Origin of the sequence: Streptomyces sp. G5(2025), from assembly GCF_049542075.1 — a bacterium.
Classification (GTDB): domain Bacteria; phylum Actinomycetota; class Actinomycetes; order Streptomycetales; family Streptomycetaceae; genus Streptomyces.
This window is the reverse complement of record NZ_JBMUZT010000006.1, coordinates 4,817,717-4,832,649: the sequence shown is the minus strand read 5'-3', so window position 1 is coordinate 4,832,649 and position 14,933 is coordinate 4,817,717. Positions and strand designations below refer to the sequence as shown.

At 72.1% G+C, this 14,933-nt stretch carries 13 protein-coding genes, 2 pseudogenes and 1 riboswitch; of the genes and pseudogenes, 8 read left to right on the top strand and 7 right to left on the bottom strand.

Annotated features, from left to right (window positions below):
- Positions 1 to 70 precede the first annotated feature (70 nt).
- Positions 71 to 1,081 carry a tryptophan--tRNA ligase gene (trpS, locus tag ACOBQB_RS32870; RefSeq protein WP_423596922.1) on the bottom strand — a complete coding sequence of 337 codons (1,011 nt, stop codon included), beginning with the start codon at positions 1,079 to 1,081 and terminating at the stop codon, positions 71 to 73.
- A gap of 89 nt (positions 1,082 to 1,170) precedes the next feature.
- Between trpS and ACOBQB_RS32865 the strand changes: the two genes are divergently transcribed.
- The 3 genes and pseudogenes from ACOBQB_RS32865 (at position 1,171) to ACOBQB_RS32855 (ending at position 3,471) form a co-directional block, all read left to right on the top strand.
- Positions 1,171 to 1,776: an RNA polymerase sigma factor gene (locus ACOBQB_RS32865; RefSeq protein WP_423596920.1), complete on the top strand. Its 606-nt coding sequence runs from the start codon at positions 1,171 to 1,173 to the stop codon at positions 1,774 to 1,776.
- A pseudogene (locus ACOBQB_RS32860) lies at positions 1,769 to 2,619 on the top strand (hypothetical protein). The gene ACOBQB_RS32865 and the pseudogene ACOBQB_RS32860 overlap by 8 nt, the downstream one beginning before the upstream one ends.
- A 72-nt stretch (positions 2,620 to 2,691) precedes the next feature.
- Complete coding sequence (locus ACOBQB_RS32855; protein WP_423596918.1) at positions 2,692 to 3,471, top strand: hypothetical protein; 780 nt, start codon at positions 2,692 to 2,694, stop codon at positions 3,469 to 3,471.
- A gap of 10 nt (positions 3,472 to 3,481) precedes the next feature.
- On the opposite strand, the gene glyA is transcribed toward ACOBQB_RS32855, so the two are convergent.
- Positions 3,482 to 4,765 (bottom strand): serine hydroxymethyltransferase, encoded by a 1,284-nt coding sequence (glyA, locus tag ACOBQB_RS32850; protein ID WP_423596916.1) that lies wholly within the window; start codon positions 4,763 to 4,765, stop codon positions 3,482 to 3,484.
- A 40-nt stretch (positions 4,766 to 4,805) separates the two neighbouring features.
- A riboswitch (ZMP/ZTP riboswitch) is annotated at positions 4,806 to 4,896 on the bottom strand.
- 194 nt (positions 4,897 to 5,090) lie between these two features.
- Here glyA and rocD point away from each other — a divergent pair.
- Complete coding sequence (gene rocD, locus ACOBQB_RS32845) at positions 5,091 to 6,407, top strand: ornithine--oxo-acid transaminase (protein WP_423598923.1); 1,317 nt, start codon at positions 5,091 to 5,093, stop codon at positions 6,405 to 6,407.
- A 132-nt stretch (positions 6,408 to 6,539) separates the two neighbouring features.
- Here rocD and ACOBQB_RS32840 read toward each other — a convergent pair whose 3' ends face one another.
- From ACOBQB_RS32840 to ACOBQB_RS32830, 3 genes are all read right to left on the bottom strand, one after another.
- On the bottom strand, positions 6,540 to 7,343 hold the full coding sequence (locus ACOBQB_RS32840) for an SAM-dependent methyltransferase (RefSeq protein WP_423598921.1): 804 nt from the start codon (positions 7,341 to 7,343) through the stop codon (positions 6,540 to 6,542).
- Between the two features lie 119 nt (positions 7,344 to 7,462).
- The gene (locus ACOBQB_RS32835) at positions 7,463 to 8,647 is read right to left on the bottom strand and encodes a glutathionylspermidine synthase family protein (RefSeq protein ID WP_423596914.1); all 1,185 of its coding nucleotides are present in this window, start codon (positions 8,645 to 8,647) and stop codon (positions 7,463 to 7,465) included.
- A gap of 60 nt (positions 8,648 to 8,707) precedes the next feature.
- Complete coding sequence (locus ACOBQB_RS32830) at positions 8,708 to 9,157, bottom strand: hypothetical protein (protein ID WP_423596912.1); 450 nt, start codon at positions 9,155 to 9,157, stop codon at positions 8,708 to 8,710.
- A 127-nt stretch (positions 9,158 to 9,284) separates the two neighbouring features.
- On the opposite strand from ACOBQB_RS32830, the gene ACOBQB_RS32825 reads away from it, so the two are divergent.
- The gene (locus tag ACOBQB_RS32825; protein ID WP_423598919.1) at positions 9,285 to 10,208 is read left to right on the top strand and encodes a hypothetical protein; all 924 of its coding nucleotides are present in this window, start codon (positions 9,285 to 9,287) and stop codon (positions 10,206 to 10,208) included.
- A 339-nt stretch (positions 10,209 to 10,547) separates the two neighbouring features.
- Here the strand turns inward: ACOBQB_RS32825 and ACOBQB_RS32820 are convergent, their stop codons facing one another.
- The gene (locus tag ACOBQB_RS32820; RefSeq protein WP_423596910.1) at positions 10,548 to 11,483 is read right to left on the bottom strand and encodes an NAD(P)-dependent oxidoreductase; all 936 of its coding nucleotides are present in this window, start codon (positions 11,481 to 11,483) and stop codon (positions 10,548 to 10,550) included.
- A gap of 156 nt (positions 11,484 to 11,639) precedes the next feature.
- Positions 11,640 to 13,050: pseudogene (locus tag ACOBQB_RS32815) on the bottom strand (PLP-dependent aminotransferase family protein).
- A 47-nt stretch (positions 13,051 to 13,097) separates the two neighbouring features.
- Between ACOBQB_RS32815 and ACOBQB_RS32810 the strand changes: the two are divergent.
- The 3 genes from ACOBQB_RS32810 to ACOBQB_RS32800 all read left to right on the top strand — a co-directional run bounded on the left by ACOBQB_RS32810 (position 13,098) and on the right by ACOBQB_RS32800 (position 14,841).
- Positions 13,098 to 13,625, top strand: a complete 528-nt coding sequence (locus ACOBQB_RS32810; protein WP_423596908.1) for a carboxymuconolactone decarboxylase family protein — start codon at positions 13,098 to 13,100, stop codon at positions 13,623 to 13,625.
- Positions 13,626 to 13,690: 65 nt separating this feature from the next.
- Complete coding sequence (locus ACOBQB_RS32805; RefSeq protein WP_423598917.1) at positions 13,691 to 14,092, top strand: carboxymuconolactone decarboxylase family protein; 402 nt, start codon at positions 13,691 to 13,693, stop codon at positions 14,090 to 14,092.
- Positions 14,089 to 14,841 carry an isocitrate lyase/PEP mutase family protein gene (locus ACOBQB_RS32800; RefSeq protein ID WP_423596906.1) on the top strand — a complete coding sequence of 251 codons (753 nt, stop codon included), beginning with the start codon at positions 14,089 to 14,091 and terminating at the stop codon, positions 14,839 to 14,841. Before ACOBQB_RS32805 ends, ACOBQB_RS32800 begins: the two co-directional genes overlap by 4 nt.
- Positions 14,842 to 14,933: the final 92 nt, after the last annotated feature.

The window sequence follows — 14,933 nt, the reverse complement described above, 5'->3', positions numbered from 1 at the left end:
CGTGTCGATGGGCAGGGTGCGCGGCCTTCTGGGCAGCGCGGTGCGCTTGTCGTGCTCGGTCCGGTGAGGCTCAGTGCTTGGCGGGCAGGAAGCCCACCTTGTCGTACGCCTGCGCGAGGGTCTCGGCGGCGACGGCACGCGCCTTCTCCGCGCCCTTGGCCAGGATCGAGTCGAGCGTCTCCGGGTCGTCCAGATACGCCTGGGTGCGGTCCCGGAACGGGGTCACGAACTCGACCATGACCTCGGCGAGGTCGGTCTTCAGCGCACCGTAGCCCTTGCCGGTGTACTTCTGCTCCAGTTCCGCGATACCGGTGCCGGTGAGCGTGGAGTAGATGCTCAGGAGATTGCTGACGCCGGGCTTCTCGGCCACGTCGTAGCGGATGACCGTGTCCGTGTCGGTGACGGCGCTCTTGACCTTCTTGGCGGTCGCCTTGGGCTCGTCGAGGAGGTTGATGAGCCCCTTCGGCGTGGACGCCGACTTGCTCATCTTGATCGACGGGTCCTGGAGGTCGTAGATCTTCGCCGTCTCCTTGAGGATGTACGGCGCCGGCACCGTGAACGTCTCCCCGAACCGGCCGTTGAAACGCTCGGCGAGGTCACGGGTGAGCTCGATGTGCTGGCGCTGGTCCTCGCCGACCGGGACCTCGTGGGCCTGGTACAGCAGGATGTCCGCGACCTGGAGGACGGGGTACGTGAACAGGCCGACCGAGGCGCGGTCGGCACCCTGCTTGGCGGACTTGTCCTTGAACTGCGTCATGCGGGAGGCCTCGCCGAAGCCGGTGAGGCAGTTCATGACCCAGGCCAGCTGGGCGTGCTCGGGCACGTGGCTCTGGACGAAGAGCGTGCAGCGCTCCGGGTCGAGACCGGCGGCGAGCAGCTGGGCGGCGGCGAGGCGGGTGTTGGCGCGCAGCTCGGCGGGATCCTGGGGGACGGTGATCGCGTGCAGGTCGACCACCATGTAGAAGGCGTCGTGGGTCTCCTGCAAAGCCACCCACTGGCGGACGGCGCCGAGGTAGTTGCCGAGGTGGAACGATCCGGCGGTGGGCTGGATCCCGGAGAGCACACGTCGTTCAGAGGCCATGGGGCCCATTCTCTCAGGTGACTCTCATAGCTCGGAAACAGGCTGGGAACGGGTGGGAACCGATCACACCCGTCCGGTGTATCAAGAGTGTGAGGGCACAGGGGGAGGTCCTGGAGGGGGGCCGCGTCGTCGACGAGGGTGCGGTGATCGCCCGCGTGCGCGCCGGAGAAGCGGAGGCGTACGCGGAGTTGGTGCGCGCGTTCACCGGCATCGCACTCAGGGCGGCGGCGGCACTCGGCGCGGGACCGGACGCGGAAGACGTGGTGCAGCAGGCGTTCTTCAAGGCGTACTGCTCACTGGGGCGCTTTCGCGACGGCTCGGCGTTCAAGCCGTGGCTGCTCGCGATCGTGGCCAATGAGACGAGGAACACAGTGCGTTCGGCCGTCCGGCAGCGGTCGGTCGCCGGCCGCGAGGCCGCGCTGGCGGAGGCGGAGCCGCTGATACCGGAATCGGCCGACCCGGCGGTGGCGGCCCTGCGGGACGAGCGCAGGTCGGCGCTGCTCGCTGCCCTGGACCAGCTCGGCGACGATCACCGCATGGTCGTCACGTACCGCTATCTGCTGGAGATGGACGAGGCGGAGACGGCGCAGGCGCTCGGCTGGCCGCGGGGCACGGTGAAGTCCCGGCTGAACCGCGCCCTGCGCAAGCTGGGCCTGCTGCTGCCCGGGGAAGGAGGTGAGGGGCGACATGACTGAGCGGCACGGCGAGACCGAGGCGCGGGAGCGGGCACGGCTCCTCGCGGAGCTGCGGGCGCTCGGCCGCTCGATGGGCGGGGCGGACGCGGGCGGCGCGACGATGGCCGAGCGGGTCATCGCGCAGATCGTCGCGGAGCGCATACCGCCCCCGGCGCCCGAGCCGGCCGGTCCCACAGAGCGGCTGCGCCGACTGCGGCGCGCGCTGACCCGCGGGGTGCGGGCGCGGTGGCGGGCGGTGACAGCCACGCTGTGCGGGGTGCTCACGGTGCTCGCGCTCACGCCTCCGGTGCGGGCGGCGGTCTTCGAGTGGTTCGACTTCGGCGGCGTCGAGGTGCGGTACGACCCGTCGGCGTCCCCGTCGGCCGGGCGCGGCGTGCCCGGCTGCGGTGATCCGGTGACGCCGGCGCAGGCGCGGAGCCGGGCCGGGTTCACCCCGGTGGTGCCGGGGGTGCTCGGCGCGCCGGACGCGGTGTCGGTGGCCCGTCAGGGGGCGGCCGGGTCCTGGTCAGCCTCTGCTGGCACGAGGGCGGCGGGACGATACGGCTCGATGAGTTCAGGGCCGTCCTCGACCCGGGCTTCGGCAAGACGGTGCGGGAGCCGCCGGACTTCGTCGATGTCGGGCGGGATCACGGTTTGTGGTTCGGGCGGGCGCACCGGCTGACGTTCTGGATGCGGGACGAGGACGGCGGGCGGTGGACGCGTTCGGAGCGGACGGCGGGCCCGACGCTGCTGTGGACGCACGGCCATGAGCTGACGCTGCGGCTCGAAGGGGTGGCGTCCCGGGAGCGGGCGCTGGACATCGCGGAATCCGTTCCGACCGGTTCGCCCGGATCGGGAACCTGAACGGCTCGGGCGGTGTACCAGAAGTGAATCGGCGCGCAGGGGCCGCGCCGACGGGCGGCTGGGGGATCGGACATGCGGATGGTGAGGCGGCTGGCGGCGCTCGCGGCGGGTGCGGCCATGGTCCTGGTGTGCGCACCGCAGGCAGCGGCGGGCGGGGTGACGAGCGTGGTGGTGGCCTCGCCCGAGACCAGCCAGATCAAGGCGCTCCACGGCACCGACGAGGAGTACGGCAAGCTCCAGACCCTGCTCGGCCCACCCGGCCTCGGCCGGGACGACATGCCACCGGGCCTGGAGGTGGGGGACGGGGCCCGGCAGATCAGCGTCACCTGGCTGATTCACGACGTGCGGCCGGGCCGGGTGGACCGGGTGTATCCGAGGACGGAGCCGGCGAGGGGCGCCGGTGCCGATGCCGAGGACATATGGATCCACACGTCGACGGACGTGGCGACGATGGACGGCTCCTGGCACAAGGCCGATGACCCGGCCGCGCTGCGCGCACTGCTGAAGAAGATCGGTGTGCTCGGCAAGGCGTCGGCCGACGGCAGGGCCGGGGTACCGCCGCCGACGTGGTCCCGGCCCGATGCGCGGCCCGCTCCGACGCGCGCGGCCGACCGGGTGGAAGACGTGGCGGAGGGTTCGGCGGATGGCCCGGCGGGTGGCTCGGCGGCCGACGGCGGCATGGGCTGGCGGTGGGCGATACCGGGCGCGGCCGGCGGCGCGGTGGCGGGGGCCGCGGGGGTGCTGCTGCTCCGGCGCCGGGAGCCTGGGGCGGCGGCCCCGGGCTCCCGGCAGGAGGTCATAGACGTCCATGAGGTCGGGGACGTCCAGGAGGTCTCCTGGCGCCGGGAGTGAGGGGCGGGCGTCAGTCCGTCGGCAGACCCGGGGCCGGGTAGGCGGACATCAGGTCGGCGACCTCGGCCCTGATCTTCGCCAGGGCGATCTCGTCGCCGGCGCGCGCGGCGGCGACACCGCGGTCGATCCAGTCGGCGACGGTCGCCATGTGCTCGGTGCCCAGGCCGCGGGAGGTGAGGGACGGGGTGCCGATGCGGACGCCCGAGGGGTCGAACGGCTTCCTCGGGTCGAACGGCACGGTGTTGTAGTTGACGACGATCCCGGCCCGGTCGAGGGCCTTGGCGGCGACCTTGCCCGGGACGTCCTTGGGGGTGAGGTCCATCAGGATGAGGTGGTTGTCGGTGCCGCCCGAGACGAGGTCGAAGCCGCGGGCGAGAAGGGCCTCGGCGAGGGCCTTGGCGTTGTCGACGACCGCGTGGGCGTAGTCGCGGAAGGAGGGCCGGGACGCCTCGTGGAGGGCGACCGCGATGGCCGCGGTGGTCTGGTTGTGCGGGCCGCCCTGGAGGCCGGGGAAGACCGCCTTGTCGATGGCCTTGGCGTGTTCCTCGCGGGACATGAGCATGGCGCCGCGCGGGCCGCGCAGGGTCTTGTGGGTGGTCGTGGAGATCACGTCGGCGTGCGGCACCGGTGACGGGTGGGCGCCGCCCGCGATCAGGCCGGCGATGTGCGCGATGTCGGCGACCAGGACGGACCCGGCCTCGCGGGCGATCTCGGCGAAGCCGGCGAAGTCGATGGTGCGAGGAAGGGCGGTGCCACCGCAGAAGATCAGCCTGGGGCGTTCCTTCAGGGCGAGGTCGCGGACCTCGTCGAGGTCGATGAGCCCGGTGTCCTGGCGGACGCCGTACTGCACGCCGCGGAACCACTTGCCGGTGGCGGAGACGCCCCAGCCGTGGGTGAGGTGGCCGCCCATGGGCAGGGCCATGCCCATCACGGTGTCGCCGGGCTCGGCGAAGGCGAGGTAGACGGCGAGGTTGGCCGGGGAGCCGGAGTAGGGCTGGACGTTGGCGTGCTCGACACCGAAGACGGCCATGGCGCGGGCGACGGCCAGGCGTTCGACAGGGTCGATGTTCTGCTGGCCCTCGTAGTAGCGGCGGCCCGGGTAGCCCTCGCTGTACTTGTTCTGCAGGACGGTGCCGGAGGCTTCGAGGACCGCGGAGGAGACGTAGTTCTCGCTGGGGATGAGCCGCAGCGTGTCGGCCTGGAGCTGTTCCTCGGCGTCGACGAGTGCGGCGAGTTCCGGGTCCTCGGCGGCGAGGGCGGGGTGGTGCTGAGCGGAAGCAGAAGGGAGAGTCATGGCGTCCTCCGGGGCGAGCGGTGAGTGTCCGGTCGTGGTCCCGGGGTGCCCAGGCGGGCGGCACCTCGAAGGTTCTGCCTCGCACGGCTTCCTCGGGGTTCATTCCCCGTGCGCCAGTCGCCGTGCTGTTGGATCCACCATAGCTGGCACGCCGTTACGGCAGGTTTCTTCGTCCGCGATGCGAGCGACGATAGAAGTGGGAACGCGCACCACTTGTCAGAACTTGCACCATCCGGCAGACCATCGGTCACCCTACGGAACATCGGACCACCCGGCCGCGACCCTCGCGCCACGCCGCAGGACGAACGGAGAACCCGTGTCGACTATGCCAACCCCCTCTGCGTCATCCGCGTCAGCCGCTTCACCTGCGTCATCCGCGTCATCAACCTCAGCGGGGGCGGTCGGCGGTCCGGCGACCGAGAAGTTCATCGCGTCGGCCGAGGCGCACAGCGCGCACAACTACCATCCGCTGCCCATCGTGGTCGCCTCGGCCGAGGGTGCGTGGATGACCGATGTCGAAGGGCGTCGCTACCTCGACATGCTCGCCGGGTACTCCGCGCTCAACTTCGGGCACGGCAACCGCCGCCTGATCGAGGCCGCCAAGGCGCAGCTGGAGCGCGTGACGCTGACGTCGCGGGCGTTCCACCACGACCGTTTCGCCGAGTTCTGTACGCGCCTGGCCGAGCTGTGCGGCAAGGAGATGGTGCTGCCGATGAACACGGGCGCGGAGGCCGTCGAGACGGCCGTGAAGACCGCGCGGAAGTGGGGGTATCAGGTCAAGGGCGTGCCGGACGGGCGGGCGAAGATCGTCGTCGCCGCCGGCAACTTCCACGGCCGGACCACGACCATCGTCAGCTTCTCCACGGACGAGGAGGCCCGGGCGGACTTCGGTCCGTACACGCCCGGGTTCGAGATCGTGCCGTACGGCGACCTGTCGGCGCTGCGGGCCGCGGTCACCGACGAGACGGTGGCGGTGCTCCTTGAGCCGATCCAGGGCGAGGCCGGGGTGCTGGTGCCGCCTCCCGGGTACCTGGCGGGCGTCAGGGAGTTGACCCGTGAGCGCCGGGTGCTCTTCATGGCGGACGAGATCCAGTCGGGGCTCGGCCGGACGGGACGAACGTTCGCGTGTGAGCACGAAGGCGTGGTGCCGGACGTGTATCTGCTGGGCAAGGCGCTCGGGGGCGGCGTCGTGCCCGTGTCGGCGGTGGTCGCGGACGCCGATGTCCTCGGGGTGTTCAAGCCGGGTGAGCACGGGTCGACGTTCGGCGGCAACCCTCTTGCCTGTGCCGTGGGTCTTGCGGTGATCGACATGCTCTCGACGGGCGAGTTCCAGGAGCGGGCCACGGAGCTGGGCGATCATCTGCACGCCGAGCTGGGCCTGCTGAGCGGGACCGGCAAGGTGACGGAGGTACGCGGACGCGGGCTGTGGGCGGGCGTCGACATCGCCCCGTCGCACGGCACGGGCCGGGAGGTCTCCGAGAAGCTGATGGAGCGCGGGGTGCTGGTCAAAGACACGCACGGCGCGACGATCCGTATCGCTCCCCCGCTGGTGATCAGCAAGGAGGATCTGGACTGGGGGTTGGATCAGCTGCGGGCGGTGCTGAGCCTTGGCCAGGGGCCGGTTGCCGGGGTTTGCCGCTAGGCCGTGGCCGGGCCTGGTGCTCAGCTGTGGCCGGGCTTGGGCCTTTGTGACTGCGTGCCCGTTGCTCCGTACCGGGGGCCTCGCAGCCGGGCCCCCGGGGCGGGGACGCGTGGTGCGTGCTCCGCTGTCGCGTTACTTGCGGGCCACTCCGGCGAACATTGCCACCTCGTCCGGGGCATCGGACGTCTCCGGTCGCCAGCGGTTGCAGGACACCACGCCCGGCTCAAGGAGGTCCAGGCCGTGGAAGAACTGGGCGACTTCGGCCGGGGTGCGCTGGGTGAGTTTTGGGGTTCCGTGCTCGTTCCAGAAGGCCACGGCCGCGTCCACGTCGGGCATCGCCGGGCTGGTGACGGTGTGGCTGAGCACCAGGTGGCTGCCGGGCGGCAGGCCGTCGAGGAGGCGCCGCACGATGTCATACGCCTCGGCGTCGTCGTCGATGAAGATGACGACGCCGAGCAGCATCAGGGCGACGGGCTCGTTGAAGTCGAGGGTGTGGGCGGCGTGTTCGAGGATGGTGTCGACGTCACGCATGTCCGCGTCGAGGTAGTCGGTGCGGCCCTCAGGGGTGCTGGTGAGCAGGGCGCGGGCGTGGGCGAGCACCAGCGGGTCGTTGTCGACGTAGACGATGCGGGATTCGGGGGCGAGGACCTGGGCCACCTCGTGGGTGTTGTCCGCGGTGGGCAGGCCGGTGCCGATGTCGAGGAACTGCCGCATACCTTCGTTCGCCACGAGGTGACGGACCGCGCGGCCCAGGAAGAGGCGGTCGGCGCGGGCGTATTCGCCGATGCCGGGGTGCAGGTCGCGGATGCGGTCGCCTGCCTCCTGGTCGACCTCGTAGTTGTCCTTGCCGCCGAGCCAGTAGTTCCAGATGCGGGCCGTGTGGGGCCGGGAGGTGTCGACCCTGCTGATCGCCGACGTGGAGGTGGACGTGGACACAGAGGCGGAGGCGGGCTCAGGTACGGGCACGGTGGGCTCCTGGGGCGGGGGACGGTGGCACGGCACGCGAGGGCGCGGAGGGCAACAGGCAGCTTAGCCGGGGAAGTTGAGCCGAGCGCTCACTGAATCACATGGGGGATGAATCGCGCGTACTCGTCCGTGATCAGGCCGCTGGACTCCCGGATGCCGAGGCCCGCCGCCTCGTCCTCGACGACCCAGGCGCCGAGGACGACGCGGTTGCCGTCGAAGTCCGGCAGGGGGGACAGCTCCTGGTAGCAGCAGGGTTCTTCGCGCAGGGCCGGGGCGGTGCCCGGCTCGTGGACCGTGACGCCGGCGCCCTCGCGGCCGAGGAGGGGCTTGGCGACGTAGCCGCGTTCCCGGGTCAGTTCGCGGGGGCCGTCCAGGTAGGCGGGGAGCAGGTTCGGGTGGCCGGGGTAGAGCTCCCAGAGGATGGCGAGGAGCGCCTTGTTGGAGAGGAGCATCTTCCAGGCGGGTTCGATCCACAGCGTGGAGCCGGTGCCGCCGCCGTTGTCGAGGGTCTTTAGGACGTGCGGCGCGAAGCGGTCCGTGGTCAGCCACTCCCACGGGTAGAGCTTGAAGCAGGAGCGGATGAAGCGGAGCTTCTTGTCGACGAAGCGGCGTGAGAGGCGGTCCCAGCCGATGTCCTCCATGGCGATGGAGTCCGTGGCGAGGCCGGCCTGTTGAGCCGTCTCGCGCAGGTACGCGACGGTCATCAGGTCCTCGCCGAGTTCGTCGGCGGCGGAGTGCGCGAAGTAGAGGGGGCTGCCGGGCGGGAGCAGGGCGGCTTGTTTCTTCCAGGCGTCGACGAGGCGTTCGTGGAGGGAGTTCCACTGGTCGGCGCCGGGGAAGCGGTCCTCCATCCAGAACCACTGAGGGCTCGCGGCCTCGACGAGGGAGGTGGGGGTGTCGGCGTTGTACTCCAGCATCTTGGCCGGGCCCGTGCCGTCGTAGCGCAGGTCGAAGCGGCCGTAGAGGGAGGGGAGTTCGGCGCGGCGGTGCCAGGCCTCGGTGACGGCGTCCGCCACCCGTGGGTCCGTGACGCCGAGGTCGGCGAGGCGGTCGTGGTCGACGATGTGCGCGGCGGCGGCCAGGCACATCGCGTGGAGTTCCTCGACGACCTCCTCCAGCGCCTCGACTTCGGGGAGCGAGAAGACGTAGTAGGCGCTCTCGTCCCAGTAGGGGCGCAGGGTGTCGTCGGGGTAGCGGGTCAAAGGGTAGATGAGGCCCTGGTCCTCGACGGTCTGCTGCCAGCCCGGGCGGGGTTCGATGGTGCGGCGTTCCATGGTGTGCGTTTCGTGGTGCGCGTTTTGTGGTGGGCGTTTTGTGGTGTGGGGCCCTGTCTGTCAGCCGCCGCTGCTGCCGCCGCTGCCGCCCGAGCAGCCGAAGCCGTCGCGGTCCACGGCCTCGCTGCGGCTGAAGGTGCCGTCGTCGGCGTAGCGGCCGTCGACCTCGGCGTCGTAGTACCAGGCGGGGTCGGTGCGGCCCGAGGTTTTTCCGGTGCCGTAGGAGCCGGTGCCGTACGAGCCGGAGCCGTGGGAGCCGGTGCTCGGCTGGCGGCCCTTGCCCGTGGAGGAGCCGGCGGTCGTCTTGCAGTTCTTGTCGCTGACGATCTTGTAACCGAGGAAGCCGTCGTAGCTGTCGCGGTCCACGCAGCGCCGGTCCGGTTCCGAGCCGCAGGAGGTCAGGGCCGCCGCGAGGACGCCCATGCCGCCGAGTACGACCGTGCTGGACCGCAGGCGCCGCGGCTTCTGCTGCCGGTCGGCCTGCTTGGCCACCGTCTGTTGCTGGGTCATCCGCTCTGCCACTCCCCCGTGGACGTTCGTGCGTGTGATCGACGGTCAGCGTAGTGGTCGGCGCCTCTGTGGCCTCTTTGACCTCCCTTGACTCGCCTTCCTCTACAGTCACTTCGTGTCTCTTGGGATGATTTGCGCGCTCGGTTCAGCGGTCTGCTTCGGCACGGCCTCGGTCCTCCAGGCGGTCGCCGCGCGCGCCACCGCGCCGGGAACCGGCTCCGGGGTCGACCCGGCGCTGCTGCTCCGGGTCCTGCGTCAGTGGCGTTACCTGGCGGGGCTCGCGTTCGACGGGCTGGGCTTCTTGTTGCAGGTCGTGGCGTTGCGCTCCCTTCCCATCTACGCCGTGGGGGCGGCGCTCGCCGCGAGCCTCGCCGTCACCGCGGTGGTCGCCGCCCGGCTGCTGCGGGTGCGGCTCAGCGGCGTCGAGTGGGCTGCGGTGGCCGTGGTCTGCGCGGGCCTCGCGATGCTGGGGCTGGCGGCGGGCGACGAGGGGCACCACGGCGGGTCCACGGCCCTGCGGTTCGTGATGCTGGGCGTCGCGGTGGCCGTGCTGCTGCTCGGGGCGGTGGCGGGCCGGCTGCCGGACCGCACGCGGGCGCTGGCGCTGGGCCTCGGCGCGGGGTGCGGGTTCGGGGTGGTCGAGGTGACCGTACGGCTCGTCGACTCCGTCACGCCGGAGGCGCTGCTGACGAACCCGGCGACGTATGCCCTGCTCGTGGGTGGCGGGGCGGCGTTCCTGTTGCTGACCTCGGCGCTCCAGCGGGGGTCGGTGACGGCCGCCACCGCCGGGATGGTGATCGGGGAGACGATCGGGCCCGCACTGGTGGGCGTGGTGTGGCTGGGCGACCGGACACGGGAGGGGTTCGGGTGGCTGGCGGTGCTGGGCTTCGCGGTGGCGGTCGCGGGGGCGTTGGCGCTGGCGCGGTTCGGGGAGGCGCCGGTGGAGGTGGCGGAAGAGTCGTCGGCGGAGTTGACGGAGTTGGCGGAGGAGGCCGGGGAGGGGGAGCGGAGGGCGGCCACCGCCGAGGCGGTGCGAAACGCGACGCCCTAGGCCCGTGGCACCCCGCGGCACCCCGCGGTGCCCCGCGGTCGGGGCGTCCGTCCTCTGGTCCTCTGCGGACGCGTCGTGGCTGAGCGCGCAGTTCCCCGCGCCCCATAGGGGCGCTCGCCCCCGCCCGGCCAAAACCGCCCCGCCCCCCTACAGCCCGGGGTGCCCGACCCCCGTACAGGCACCTCGTGGCTGAGCGCGCAGTTCCCCGCGCCCCATAGGGGCGCTCGCCCCCGCCCGGCCAAAACCGCCCTGCCCCCCTACAGCCCAGGACGCCCGACCCCCGTACAGGCACCTCGTGGCTGAGCGCGCAGTTCCCCGCGCCCCCAAAGGGCTCCGTCCTCACTTCCCCAGCAGTTCGAACAGGCTGGAGAAGCCCTGGTCGCCGTGGCCGGTGGCTATGCGCTCGTCCATGAGTTTCTTGACCTCCCGCATCCGTACCGACTCCACGCCGACGGATTCCCGGTGGCTGATCAGGTCGTCCATCAGGGCGGCCTGGACGTCGAGCGAGCCGAGGTCCGGCCCGTACTCGCCGCTCTTGACCGCCTGGGCCATCGAGGTCAGCAGGGGCGGGTAGGCGGCGACCGAACCCGCGAGGCGGTCGGTGAACTCGGCGACGTCGACGCCCTCCGCCTGGACCAGCTTGAGCGTGTGCAGGAAGCCGATGAGCAGTTCGAAGCCCATCGCGACCTGGGCCATGAACTCCACGGCGGCCGCCCCGGCGTCCTCGCCGTGGTACGCGACGCCGCCCAGCACCTGGAGCGTCGGCTCGTAGGCCTCATAGGCGGCGCGGGAGCCGCTGAACGGGAACACGATGTGCGGCTTGCCCACGTCCGGCGGGTCTCCCATGACCTTGCCGTCGATGTACTCCGCGCCCCGCTCGGCCGCCCAGCGCGCGTACGTCCGTGCCTGGGCGGGAGAGCCGCTCGTGACGTTCACCAGGACCTTGCCCGCGACCGCCGTGTCGACGGAGGCCAGCACCGCGTCGACCGCCGTGCCGTCGAGCAGGCAGACCACGACGAGCGGGCTCGCCGCCACCGCCTCCGCCGCCGTCGCCGCGGCCGTGGCCCCGGCGTCGACCAGGGGCGCGGCCTTGGAGGCGGTCCGGTTCCAGACCGTGGTCCGGAAACCGCGCTCCACGAAGGTCCTGGCGATCGCCGAGCCCATGTCGCCGAGCCCGAGCACGGTGACCTTCCCCGCGGCCGCCGTCGCCGCTGCCGCTTCCGTCGCTGCTCCCGCTTCCGTCGCCGTCGACGCTGATGCTGACGTTGCCGTCATGGTGTCCCCCTTCTCCGTCGGCCGGGCCAGGAGCCCGATCCGCTTGTGGAGGACGCTAATCGGGAGACTTGAGGGGCCGTATCGGCCGTAAGGCCGAGGGGCCCTACGGCTTTGGACGCGGGGCGGACGGCCGAGGACGCCCCCGCCCACACGGCGTCACGGCAGCACCCGGCACAGCGCCTCCAGCGCCCCCGCCCACGCGTGCTCCGCGGGCGTCCCGTACCCCACGACCAGCGCGTCCCGCCGCCGCACCTCCGCGAACGGATGGCGGAAGCGGGAGAGCCCCTGGACCGCGAGGCACTCCCAGTTGGCGGCCTGGACGACGGACTGTTCGGTACCCGGCGGGAGTTCGAGGACCGCGTGGAGGCCCGCCGCGATGCCCGTGGCGCGCGTCTCGGGGGACCGTTCGGCGAGGGCGGCCACGAGCTGGTCGCGGCGGCGCCGGTAGCGCAGGCGGGCGCCGCGGACGTGACGGTCGTACGCGCCCGAGTTCAGGAACTCCGCGAGGGTCAGCTGGTCGAGGGCGCTGCCCGACCACCCGGCGGCGTCCTTCTCGCCGAGGACCTCGTCGCGCAGCCCCGAGGGCACCACCATCCAGCCCAGGCGCAGGCCGGGGGCGAGGGACTTGCTGGCCGTGCCGAGGTAGACCACGCGTTCGGGGTCGAGGCCCTGGAGCGCGCCGACCGGCTGGCGGTCGTAGCGGAACTCGCCGTCGTAGTCGTCCTCCAGGATCAGCCCGCCCTCGCGCCGCGCCCACTCCACGACCGCCGCGCGCCGGTCGGGGTGCAGCGGCGAGCCCATCGGGAACTGGTGCGCGGGGGTGAGCAGCACCACCTTCGCCCGGCCCCGCGCCAGCCCGGCGACGTCCGTGCCGAGTTCGTCGAGGGCGAGCGGCGCCGTGCGCAGGCCCGCGCGGTGCAGCAGGTTCCAGTGGATGTCCAGGCCGTACGACTCCACGGCCGCCTCCCGCAGCCCGCGCGCCCGCAGGACCCGGCCGAGGAGCGACAGGCCGTGCACGAACCCCGAGGTGATGACGGTCCGGTCGGGGTCCGCCGACACGCCCCGGGCCCGCGCGAGGTCAGCCGGCGAGGGCCTCGCGCAGTTCGATCCGACCGCGCGGATCGCCGTACCCGAGGGCGGCGTCGGGCGCCGCCGCGAGCGCGCGGCGGGCCGCCTTGAGCCACTCCGCGCGCGGGAAGGAGGAGAGGTCGGGCGTGCCGGGGTGCAGGTCGTACGTCGGCGCTCCGGCGGGCCTGCGGGCCGGCGCGGGCCGCACCGGCGGCGCGACAGAACGCTCGGCCACGCGCGTCCCCGAGCCCTGGCGTGCGGTGAGCCAGCCCTCGGCGACCAGGTCGGCGTAGGCGTCGGCGACGGTGTTGCGCGCGATGCCGAGGTCGACTGCGAGGGAGCGGGACGAGGGCAGCCGGGTGCCGGGGGCGAGGCGCCCGCCGCGCACCGCCTCGCGCAGGGCGTCGGTCAGGCCCTTGCGCACGCCGCTGCGTGCGGCTGTGTCGCCGCCCGTTTCCAGGTGCAGGTCGACGCCCAGAGTGGCCCACGATTCTTCCATGGAAATGGACCATACCGGTGGGCTACCCCGACCGTAGGGTCGTGGACATGACGACGAATGAGAACCCCGCCGCCACCACCGCCACCACGGACGCCAAGGAGTACGTCCACGAGCACACCCCCCGCCTGGCCTGGGCCCAGCACGCGCCCGAGGTCTTCAAGGCGATGATCAAACTCGACGCGGCGGCCCGTAAGGGGCTCGACCCGGTGATCTACGAACTCGTCAAGATCCGCGCGTCGCAGATCAACCGCTGCGCCCTCTGCCTGGACATGCACACCAAGGACGCCCTCGCGGCGGGCGAGAGCGTCGAGCGGATCGTCCAGCTCAGCGCGTGGGAGGAGTCGCGGCACTTCTACACGGCCAAGGAGGTCGCCGCGATCGAGCTGACCGAGGCGGTCACCGTCCTGACCGACGGCTTCGTGCCGGACGAGGTGTACGAGCGGGCCGCCCAGCACTTCGACGAGGCGGAGCTGACCCAGCTGATCGCCGCGATCACCGTCATCAACGCCTGGAACCGCTTCGGCGTCTCGACGCGCCAGGTGCCGGGCCACTACAAGGCCGGGGACATCAAGTGACCGCTCGTACCGCCGCCCACTTGGAGCCTCGTACCACCTATTTGGACAAGGGTGTCGCCTCCGCGATGTCCGCGCTGAGCGCCGCCGCCAAGCGGGGCCTCGGCGACCCGGACCTCGCCGAGCTGGTGATGGTGCGGGCCTCGCAGATCAACGCCTGCGCGTTCTGCCTCGACATGCATGTGGACATCGCCCTCAAGAACGGCGAGAGCCCGAAGCGTATAGCGCTGCTCAACGCCTGGGTGGAGGCCGGTGAGCTGTTCGACGAGCGGGAGCGCGCGGCCCTCGCCCTGACCGAGGCCGTCACCGTCCTCACCGAAGGCTTCGTACCGGACGCGGTGTACGAGCGGGCCGCCCAGCACTTCGACGAGGCCGAACTCGCCCATATGCTCGGCCTGATCGCCGTCATCAACAGCTGGAACCGGCTGATGGTCAGCCGCCGCATCGAACCTGGGGGGACCTTCTCATGAACGCTGCCGACACCGCTGCCGACAACGCCGTCGACATACTGCGCGCCCTGCACCACGACCGTGCGCCCGGCGACCCGCTGATCCTGCCCGGGCCGTGGGACGCCGCGAGCGCCCGGGTCTTCGAGGAGGCCGGCAGCCCCGCGCTCGCCACGCCGAGCGCGGGGATCGCACTCTCCCTCGGGTACGAGGACGGGCAGGTGCCGCCCGACGAGATGTTCGCGGCGGTCAGCCGCGTCGTGCGGTCCGTCTCCGTACCCGTGAGCGCGGACATCGAGGGCGGCTACGGCCTGCCCCCGAAGGAGCTGGTGGAGCGGCTCCTGGAGACCGGGGCGGTCGGCTGCAACCTGGAGGACTCCATCAAGGGGGAGGACGGGACGAGCACGCTCAAGGACCCCGCCGAGCACGCCGACTTCCTCGCGGAGGTCCGTGCCGCCGCGGGGGACCGGCTCTTCGTCAACGCGCGCGTGGACACGTTCCTCAGGGGTGTCCCCGAGCCGGAGGCCGCGATCGAGCGGGCCCGCCTGTACGTGACCGCCGGCGCGGACTGCGTGTACCCGATCCTGGCCCCCGCCGAGGCGATCCCCGCACTGCGGGCGGGCATCGAAGGCCCCCTCAACATGGTGGCGGAGCCGGTCGGCCCGTCCCCGCGGAAGCTGGGGGAGCTGGGCGCCACGCGGATCACGTTCGGGCCCGGCCTGCTGCACCGGAGCCTGACGGCACTGCGGGACATCGCTGACGAGCTGGCCTAGACGAGGCTGTGCCGGGCGCCTCGCTCAAGAAGCGCCCGGCACAACACAACCGGCACAACCGGCACAACCGGCATAACCGGCACAAAAAAGGG

Coding starts and splice junctions, on each gene's coding strand:
- trpS (WP_423596922.1), bottom strand. CDS start 1,081: ATGGCCTCTGAACGACGTGTGCTCTCCGGGATCCAGCCCACCGCCGGA.
- ACOBQB_RS32855 (WP_423596918.1), top strand. CDS start 2,692: ATGCGGATGGTGAGGCGGCTGGCGGCGCTCGCGGCGGGTGCGGCCATG.
- glyA (WP_423596916.1), bottom strand. CDS start 4,765: ATGACTCTCCCTTCTGCTTCCGCTCAGCACCACCCCGCCCTCGCCGCC.
- rocD (WP_423598923.1), top strand. CDS start 5,091: ATGCCAACCCCCTCTGCGTCATCCGCGTCAGCCGCTTCACCTGCGTCA.
- ACOBQB_RS32835 (WP_423596914.1), bottom strand. CDS start 8,647: ATGGAACGCCGCACCATCGAACCCCGCCCGGGCTGGCAGCAGACCGTC.
- ACOBQB_RS32830 (WP_423596912.1), bottom strand. CDS start 9,157: ATGACCCAGCAACAGACGGTGGCCAAGCAGGCCGACCGGCAGCAGAAG.
- ACOBQB_RS32825 (WP_423598919.1), top strand. CDS start 9,285: ATGATTTGCGCGCTCGGTTCAGCGGTCTGCTTCGGCACGGCCTCGGTC.
- ACOBQB_RS32820 (WP_423596910.1), bottom strand. CDS start 11,483: ATGACGGCAACGTCAGCATCAGCGTCGACGGCGACGGAAGCGGGAGCA.
- ACOBQB_RS32810 (WP_423596908.1), top strand. CDS start 13,098: ATGACGACGAATGAGAACCCCGCCGCCACCACCGCCACCACGGACGCC.
- ACOBQB_RS32805 (WP_423598917.1), top strand. CDS start 13,691: ATGTCCGCGCTGAGCGCCGCCGCCAAGCGGGGCCTCGGCGACCCGGAC.
- ACOBQB_RS32800 (WP_423596906.1), top strand. CDS start 14,089: ATGAACGCTGCCGACACCGCTGCCGACAACGCCGTCGACATACTGCGC.